The following is a 9,424-nucleotide window of genomic DNA, read 5'->3' as shown; positions in this document are numbered from 1 at the left end:
ATAAGTTAATAGTTGGGATTCAATCCAGTCAAGCAAAACTTTCCATTATATCATAAAATTATTTTGCAAGAGGTCTACTGATAAAGGGGCAACCAATCTCAGGACTCTGTTTTTATCTCATTGTCAGTGGCAATGGTTGTTTGGGTTTGAAAACCGCGATGGGATTTTCAATATTCATCGGTCATTTAAATTTTGTCCGGTTATTGTTCAAAAAGGTGGAAAAACTGAGGCTATCCAATCAACCTTTATGCAGCGCGATTTAACTGCTTGGGAAGAAGCAGAAAAGTACATTTTAGCTTATCCATGTGCGCGAGTAGAGCAATTTAGTCCGAAATCTAAGGCGATTTTAGAGATAAAATCAGAGCGAGACTTGACCATTTTAGAGAAAATGTATGCCAACGGCGTTTTACTGGGGGATGATAGCCCGCAAGGTTGGGGCATCCAGTACGCCACAGAGTTTCACATGACCAACGACTCGAAGTTATTCCCACCCCGTCCCCAGTGGGAAGCCAAGGGTTATCGTCCTGACGAGTACGGTCACTGGTTAAAGGGCAATTGGCAACCTTATGAGGCGGTGCGTTCTATTTTGCAGCGTCCAGAAGGTTTGATTTTATCTGCTGATGGCAGTAGCGCGATTTATATTGATGAGGTTGAAGATGTGGCGCTGCCTTTGTATGAAGGGCGGATGATTAATCACTTTGATTTTAGTTTGAAAGGTTGGGTAAGCGGTAAAGGTAGAACTGCTGTATGGCGAGATATCCCTTGGGAGAAAAAAGTTATCGAACCTCAGTTCTTGATGGGCAAAGAAACTCTTTATTCCTCTCCTAATGGCTATCTTCATCCAAAAATTGCTTTTATGAGTATCAGCGCCTCAATCAATACCCGCACAACTATCTCAACTTATCTCAATTTTGTTCCAGGTGGTCATAGCCTTTCCTTCTACCGAGTTTTATCCCAATCAGTTTTTCACTCTCAAGCACTTGCTAGTATTCTAGGTAGTTTTACATTTGATTACCCTATGCGCTTACGGCTTGGGGGGTTAAACATGAGCGATTTTATTATGTCTGAAACTGTTTTACCTAAACGCAATAAATTTGTAGAATTCAAAAAAATTTTAGTTACCTTTATTAGTAATTTAGCCATTCCTCATCAATTTTTTGCTAATGATTGGATAAAGTTACGAACAATCATTTTAAGTGAACGCAATTGGTATCAACTCTGGGCAATAACCCCCTACGAACGCCTGCGCCTGCGCTGCATCCTTGATGCCGCCGTTGCCGAACTCTACGGCTTAGAAATCGATGACTTTGCCTGGATATTGCGAGACTGCGACTATCCTACCGCCCAAGTCTGCGATAAAAAATTTGCCCGCACCCTCGATCCCAAAGGTTTCTGGCGCGTGGACAAAGAAAAAGACCCGGAACTGCGCCACACCGTTTTATCCCTCGTCGCCTTCCACGAACTCAAACGCTTCGGGCTTGAAGCGTTCCTCAATCTCAACGACGGCGAGGGGTGGATGCTACCCGATACCTTGAGGCTAGCAGATTATGGCATCGGACACGATCGCCGCGCCAAGGAACCGCAACCCGTCGCCGCCAGATTGGGCGATCGCTTTTTACCTTGGCAATTAGAAGGTACAGTCGAGGAATCGTGGCAAGAGTGCGATCGTCACGCCCAGAACCTGAAGCGACTGCTAGGGGATAAACCTATAGCAACCGAAACAGAACCAGTAAGTGCGATCGGCGAATCTGGGACACAACTAGACTTTTTCAATTTGCTAGAATTACAGGACTCTTAAATGTGAAGAATTATGACAGTAAGTGCGACTCAATATCGAGCTAAGATCGAAGTAAAATGCTTAGATAACCCCCCTAATCTGAAAAACACTTTTCTTCCTTTTAAGCGATTTTGTGCTCTAATTATCAAAGATTTGGTAAAGATATAATGCTGCTCTGTATATTCGAGCTGCCAAGGTGGGTGGGCGATCGGCTAGTCAGAATGCTTGTCAAGTGAGTCCAACTATCCCTGAGCGATTTGTAAAAATATTTACCTGAGCGACCTCATTCTTTATTGCACACAACTTAAATATTTGGAGAGTGCCCATGAGCCTTTTTTTCTTTAACCAATCTAAGAACATCTCATTATCAAGGACTTTAAAGGACTTAATTGAAAAAATATCTAAAGATTATCCAGACGATAAATGGATATTTTACGCTATGACTTGTTATTTTAATCCCGATATAGCCAAAAATGTGACAACATTTCTACATCAAAGATTGAAAAATTTATCAGGCGTTCATATACTTATCGATCGTGAAGAATGGATTAGAAATTTTATAGATATCGATATGTTTGTGAAAGATATATGCGAGCGAACGGGATTACCAAAAGACAAGATCTCCTTGACTACAATTAAAGCATCCACTTTATTTCATGCTAAATCTTACGCACTTATTAGCGAAGAAAAAATCAATGATATTCATCAAGGATTCGGGATAATTACTTCAGGCAATTTTACTCAGTCTGGCTTCTCTAGAAATCTTGAAATCGGGCAAATTACTACCGCTAAAGATTCTCCCTACTTTTTAGAAGAATTCATCAAAATTTTTAGAGAAGCGAAAACAAATCACGGCATTACAAATTTATCCGAAGATAAAGAACTGCTGTTTGCTAGTAAACTATTATCTTTAGGAGTATTTTATCACCAATGGGATCAATCCCATCAAACAGATTTAATGTTTCGTTTAACACTTTCTGAAACAGAAATCAAAAGACGCAAAAAAATGGCAGATCGTACAGAATATAAGAATTGGAGCGTAAAACAAAGTGGTATTCTTTCGGACGATCCAATCAATATAAAATCTTTTTTTGAAGATTACCCAAAACCTATTCCTGATGGTTTTTTGGGATCTTTTAGTATAGAAACTTTATTGGGTAAATGGGTTCCCCTGAATATTAGCAATCTAATTGAAAAAGAATTAGATATTTTTGTAAATTTTTACTGTAAAATTCTAAAAAATTTTATAGAAGAGAAGCTGCAAAATCATTTGAGAATCATAGGACACGAAATCCGACACCTACAAGAACTTAATATTATAAAAAGTTTAAAGGAATATGAAGTTCAAGAAAAAATTCGAGAGTGGGAAAAAAAAGTAAAAAGAGTAACTGAAAACTCTAATCTTTTAAGGCTTTTAATCTGGGATTACGAAAAAGTTAATATATCTATCTCAAATCTTGATATGACGTTTATAACCGTCTTTGCTGATAAAATTCAAAGTTTCTACCCCAAACAATTAGATTATTTAGATTATAATGAAAATTTAGACAAGAAGCGAAACAAACAATCAAAAGCTCGGATAGGAGTTGGTAAAATTATCTCCCAGCTTAACTGGGAGGAATCTGAGACAATCAAGGATAAATTATTTCAAGAAAAATTAATTTGGCACAAGAAAAATTAGACAATAATAAGCTTGGAGATTTAGAAACTCTTATTAAGCAACAAAAATCAGAAAACAATACTTCTAAAAAAACGCAAACAAATCAAATTCTTTTTCTTGAAACTCCAGAATCAGAATCAGAAAAAGATGCAGAAAAAGATGCAGAAAAATCGCAAAATTTTGTAGCAATATTGAACAGTAACACAATAGTTAAAGGCACTTTTGTAAAATGGGAACAAGAAGAAAAAGGTTTTTATTATATAGAACAAGAAGGAGGTGTAGAATATTTTTTAAAAAAAGACGAGTTAAGAACATTTAAATGCAAAAAAATAAGTAAATAGATATACAAGTAATTATGCTCAACCCGATCTCCTACACCGAGAAAATTGTCAGCGACTTTCTCAAATATCAACTTACGGCGTATCCTTTCGCCGATACCAACCTTTACGCCCAAATGCGGCACCTCCTCAACTTAGAGGAAACCAGGCGCACTCCCCTTTTTAAAGGGCCATATATTAGCCTCAGCCGCATCTTTCGCAAAGGTGCCAGTCTTGCCGACTTAATTTCCGAAGGCATCCTGCACCCGCACCTCCGCCAAATTGCCCCTCACCCCAACGTCTACGGACATCAAGAAACAGCCATCCGATCGATCGCCGATAGCAAAACCACCTTAGTTTCCACCGGCACCGGTTCCGGCAAAACCGAATGCTTCCTCTATCCCATTATTAGCCACTGCTTAGAACTACGAGACGAAGAAGCACCAGGGGGAATCGTCGCCGTCATTGTTTACCCCATGAACGCCCTTGCCGAAGATCAACTCGGACGCTTGCGGGAATTACTCGCCGGAAGCGGCGTTACATTTGGAATGTACGTCGGCAAAACCCCAGAGAAAACTGCAGACGCCCCCGGCAAACGCCTCAAACAAGGCTCCTCGCACCTCGACTACCGCAAAGAAGCCGAAAAAGCCCAAAAAGAAAAACAATCCTACGCCGTCTATCCCCCAGAAGAACGAGTCTCCCGCGAGGAAATGCGGAAATCTCCACCCCGCATCCTCCTCACCAACGTCAAGCAATTAGAACTGCTGCTTACCCGTCAGCGGGATGTCAAATTATTTAATGACGCCCTATTAGAATATCTGGTATTTGACGAAGCCCACACCTTCACCGGGGCTGCTGGTGCCGAAACCGCTTGCTTAATTCGCCGATTGCGGACATTTTGCGGCAAAAGCGCCACTGAAACCACCTGTATTGCCACCTCCGCCACCATAGCCGACGCCCAACTGGGTAAAGAAGCAGGGCGAGACTTCGCAGCGCGGTTTTTCGGGGTTCGGAAAGATAGCGTCGCGATCGTCGGTGAAGAATACGAACCCGACATCTGGGAGACTTCGCGGCAAATTCCCCTACCCCTGGCTGGCAACCCAGCCGTTCACCTGAAAAACGTCCTCGAAGCGGTAGAAGCCGGGGAACAGGCGGGCATTCTAGTCAAAGCCGTTTTCCAAGGAATGACGGGAACTTCCCTCGATGCCACAAACTGGCAAGAAAGTCTCTACCACCACCTAGCCAGCAACGAACTGGTATTCCAACTTGCCGAAGCTTTAAGAAATCCGCGCTTGCTTTCAGAATTGATTGCTGACTTGGAACGGCGAGTCAGACGCCCCGTACCGGAAACCGAAGTTCTCGCCTGGTTGGCATTGGGTGCCACTTCTCGCAAAAACAGCCGCCCCCTGCTGCGCCCCGTCATCCACGGCTTCATCCGGGGTGTCGGCGGTGCTGTCGTCACTTTTCCGTCAAGTTCGGGAGTCGGGAGTCGGGAGCAAGAACGCCCGCGATTGTGGTTATCTGCCGAAGATGCAGCCGGAGAAAACGGCGACGGCTTATTTCGACTTCCTGTAACCACCTGCACCACCTGCGGACAGCACTATTTCATCCATCAGGTTGCCGACTTCAAATTCTTTGACAAATTGCCAGAAGGCGGTCAATTAGTTGAAAATCAAAGTGTCTGGAAACCTTTAAGCACCGAACAAGGAGGAACTCGTGTCATCCTCCTCGATCGCCTCGTCAACGACGATTTCGATGAAGAATCGGCAGATGATAGTCGGGAGTCGGGAGTTGGGAGTCGGGAGTCGGGAGGCGGGAGTCGGGAGTCGGTTCGTGGGAATCAACATTATCCCAATTCAACGGTTCCGATTTACTTGTGCCGGTACTGTGGCACCCTCCATTCAACCGGCCAAGATTCAAAATCTAACATTCTCAAGCGCTGCGGCGGGTGCGATCGCCCTAGCAACCTTGTCACCCTTCTCGCCGTCCGCCAGAAATCGAAACACCCCGGAAAACTCGCATCTTGCGTCACTTGTCAAGCCTTGGGGCGCAGCAGTGTCGGCGGTTTCCGCGAACCCACCCGCGATGTCCGCGCCGTCACGGTGTCTGACGTTCACGTTTTGGCGCAAAATATGATTCACCACGCCGAACGCCGCCGCTTGCTCGTCTTTGCCGACAACCGACAAGATGCTGCATTTCAAGCCGGGTGGATGCAAGACCACGCTCGCCGCTACCGCCTGCGAAGTCTCATGTACAATCGCATCCAGCAAGGTGCTGTCTCGATTGGCGACTTAACCGCCTACCTGGACGATCTCCTAGACGCCGACGACGAACTCAGTCGTACCCTCGTCCCCGAAGTCTGGCGCGTTCACCGCAAAGAAGCTGAAGGCGTCAGACACAGCGAAGAACGCAAGCGATTTTTGCGAATTCAGGTACTCCGAGAAGTCGCCACCGGCGTCAAGCAGCGCATCGGTTTGGAACCCTGGGGGCGGATGCAAATTGAATATGCCGGACTTGTCCCTACCTTGCCATTTATTCTCAAATGGGCGGTACAGTTGAGAATTGCCCCAGAAGAATTAGTCAGCGGGATTGCTTCCCTGCTAGATGTCACGCGCCGGGGGGCAGTGTTGTGCGATCGCGAAGGGCGGATTTTTTCCCGGTTCTGGCAAGAAGGCGACTTCGAGATCCAGCGCGGCTATCTCCCCCTATTGCAAGGCGTCCCGAAAGCCCTCAAACTGCAACGAGAACCGGGAGATGATAAAAACCGCGTCCAGCAATGGCTCAGCGATAAAGGCAACACCCTAGCGCGTCAAGCCACGAAGCGCTGGGGCATTCCCAAAGACGACATCCCAGAATTTTTTGAAGAACTCTGGCAACTGCTAGCGGAAGACTTGCAACTTCTCACACCCGTCACCCTGACAGGATGGCGCAACCGAGCCATTCCTGGCTGTGCGGGCGTCCGGCAAATCGATGCCGACAAATTGCGCCTCGCCCCCCACAAAGGCATCTACCGCTGCAACTTGTGCCGCCGCGCCCACATTCGCCCCACCCCTAAAATGGCGTGCATGGCTTGGCGCTGCACCGGCACCCTGCAATTTGAAGCCGAAAGCGGCGATGATTACGATTTGATGGTGCTAGACGAGCAGTTTGCCACAATTCGTCCCCGCGAACACTCTGCCCAGGTGCCGGCTAAAGACCGAGAAATTTTAGAGCTGATGTTCAAAGGAGAGAACGAGCTGGTAAATACCCTTGTCTGTACTCCCACCCTAGAACTCGGCGTCAATATCGGCGCTTTGGATGCAGTCTTGATGCGAAACGTGCCGCCCCTACCCGCCAACTACTGGCAACGTGCCGGACGTGCGGGACGGCAGCACCGCATGGCTGTTAATTTAACCTATGCCCGTCAAGCCAGCCACGATCGCGCCTATTTTAACGACCCCCTAAAATTGCTGGGAGGTTTGATTACTCCCCCTCGCTTCAATCTCCGCAACAACCTGATGATCGAAAAGCACGTCCACGCTACAGTGCTGACGGCGCTGCACCAGTTGGTGCGATCGGCGGGAGTTGGGAGTCGGGAGTCGGGAGTTGGGAGTTGGGAGTCGGGAGTCGGGAGTCGGGAGGGCGAAGAAATTAACAGGGTGCTGGAACAGTGCTTTCCCAACCAGGTGAAGCAATACCTCTTTGATGAGAAAGGACACGTCCGTTCTCAAGCCCTCGATGTCAGCGCCTTTACTGAATTAATTACCAAACACGAAACGGCGCTATTCGACTCGGTTCGCCAAGTCTTTGCCCAGGAATGGCCACCAGAAATTGCCAATGTCGTCTTGGATGAAGTGCTGCGCGACTATATTGCAAAAACCGGCGAACACCTGAGTGAAGTCATAGAACGAATCTGGCGCAGGTTGCAGTGGGCGCTAGACCAGATGAGTCGCCTAGATAACGTGCGCCAGCGCAAGGGAACTTTAGATCCCGATGAAGAAGCTCTCAGACAGCGGTGCGATCGCCTCGTCAAGCGGCTCAAGGGCATTCAATCCCGCAAGAAACGCGAAGCTGAGGGGTTCGACGACACGAACACTTACAGCGTCCTGGCTTCCGAAGGCTTCCTCCCCGGCTACGGTTTGGAGGGGGGTTCGGTGTCAGGAACGGCACAAGTGCCGCGACATTTGGTAGGGGTGTCGGACTTTGAACTGCCTCGACCTCCGGCTCTGGCCCTGCGGGAATACGTTCCGGGGAATCTGATTTATGCTAATGGCAATCGTTTCGTGCCTCGCTTCTACCACTTGGAACCGCAACAGCAGATTACGCTGTTCCAAGTAGATGTGGCTAATGAGGCGATCGCGGAAGTGGGAATAAAAGCTTCTGGAATTAGCGCCGGTTTGGGAGCTACATCCCTACAAGCCGTGCCTGTCTGCGATGTAGATTTGCCCCACCAGTCTCACATTACCGACGAGGAGGACTACCGCTTCCAACTGGCTGTATCGGTGATTGGTTACGAACAAAATCGGTACGGCGGCGGCAAAGCGTTTCACTGGGGAGAGAAAACGGTGCAGTTGCGTTCTGGGGTACACCTGCGCCTGGTCAACGTCGGCGCAGCGAATTTGGTTTACAGCGGAACTCTGGGGTATCCCGTTTGCTTGGTGTGCGGTCAAAGTCGGTCGCCCTTAGCATCACCGGCGGATCGGGAGAATTTCGCCAACGAACACGCAGATCGCTGCGGTCAGCCAGTGCAGAATACGGGATTTTTTGCCGACGCGATCGCTGATGCTTTAAGCGTACTCGATTGCAGCGATCGCTCTTGTGCTTACAGCATTGCCGAATCACTGCGAGTGGGCGCGTCCCTGGTACTGGACATGGAATTGGAAGATTTGCAGGTACTCGCGATCGCCCATCCCGGTCAAGAAAAAGTGGACGTGCTGCTCTACGACCCTATGCCGGGAGGTTCGGGGCTGCTAGAGCAAATGATTGAACGCTGGACTGATGTAACTTCTGCTGCTTTAGAGGTTGCGGCGCGCTGCTCTGGAGCCTGCGACAGCGCTTGCATTGATTGCTTGTTTACCTACCGAAATTCGTACTACCACCGCTACTTAAACCGCCACAAAGCTACTGAAAAACTCAACGATTGGGGGCACAGCTTAACATTTAGCCACGATATTCCGCCAAAATTACCCAATACATATGCTGAGGGAGGAAAGCCTGTTAATGACAAAGAAACTATTCTGCGAGATATGCTGCTGCGGGCGGGTTTTCCTACTCCTATCGCACAGCATCCGATTGACTTGGGCAGACCGCTGGGAACAAGCATACCTGATTTCTTTTATGAAGACCCGTCAGAACGTTCTGACGGCATCTGCATTTACCTCGACGGCATGAGCCGGAATCTTCACGGAGATCCAGACAGACAGCAGCGCGATCGAGCCATTCGTGAGGAATTGCGGAACCAGGGTTATGAAGTATTTGAAATTCCTGTCGGCTCTTTGGATGACGGTCAAGCAATGGCTGCCCATTTCTTCCGCATTGGGCGGATTTTATTGGGTAAAGCAAAGGCAACTACTATTCGGGATCGCCCTGATTGGTTTTAGTCGCCTGTTACAAGGCAATACTCCGGACAGTTTTTAAAGAGGGATGCGACGCCTACGGCAAGCAACGCTTACGCAATAAATCACAGAAGCG

Annotated in this window: 4 protein-coding genes; all 4 read left to right on the top strand. The window is 47.6% G+C overall.

Going from position 1 to position 9,424, the window contains the following annotated elements; translation table 11 throughout:
- Positions 1 to 247 precede the first annotated feature (247 nt).
- The 4 genes from QUA74_RS28610 (at position 248) to QUA74_RS28595 (ending at position 9,333) form a co-directional block, all read left to right on the top strand.
- Positions 248 to 1,798: a hypothetical protein gene (locus tag QUA74_RS28610; RefSeq protein ID WP_333335928.1), complete on the top strand. Its 1,551-nt coding sequence runs from the start codon at positions 248 to 250 to the stop codon at positions 1,796 to 1,798.
- 304 nt (positions 1,799 to 2,102) lie between these two features.
- A complete protein-coding gene (locus QUA74_RS28605) occupies positions 2,103 to 3,458 on the top strand; it encodes a hypothetical protein (protein WP_333335926.1) in 1,356 nt (451 codons plus the stop codon).
- The gene (locus QUA74_RS28600; protein WP_333335923.1) at positions 3,440 to 3,778 is read left to right on the top strand and encodes a hypothetical protein; all 339 of its coding nucleotides are present in this window, start codon (positions 3,440 to 3,442) and stop codon (positions 3,776 to 3,778) included. Before QUA74_RS28605 ends, QUA74_RS28600 begins: the two co-directional genes overlap by 19 nt.
- A 14-nt stretch (positions 3,779 to 3,792) precedes the next feature.
- Positions 3,793 to 9,333, top strand: coding sequence for a DEAD/DEAH box helicase (locus QUA74_RS28595; RefSeq protein ID WP_333335920.1), 5,541 nt, complete (start codon positions 3,793 to 3,795; stop codon positions 9,331 to 9,333).
- The last annotated feature ends 91 nt before the right edge of the window (positions 9,334 to 9,424 follow it).

It is taken from the genome of Microcoleus sp. LAD1_D3, assembly GCF_036702135.1.
Taxonomy (GTDB): domain Bacteria; phylum Cyanobacteriota; class Cyanobacteriia; order Cyanobacteriales; family Microcoleaceae; genus Microcoleus.
This window is presented reverse-complemented; position numbering and strand designations above follow the sequence as displayed.

Coding starts and splice junctions, on each gene's coding strand:
- QUA74_RS28610 (WP_333335928.1), top strand. CDS start 248: ATGCAGCGCGATTTAACTGCTTGGGAAGAAGCAGAAAAGTACATTTTA.
- QUA74_RS28605 (WP_333335926.1), top strand. CDS start 2,103: ATGAGCCTTTTTTTCTTTAACCAATCTAAGAACATCTCATTATCAAGG.
- QUA74_RS28595 (WP_333335920.1), top strand. CDS start 3,793: ATGCTCAACCCGATCTCCTACACCGAGAAAATTGTCAGCGACTTTCTC.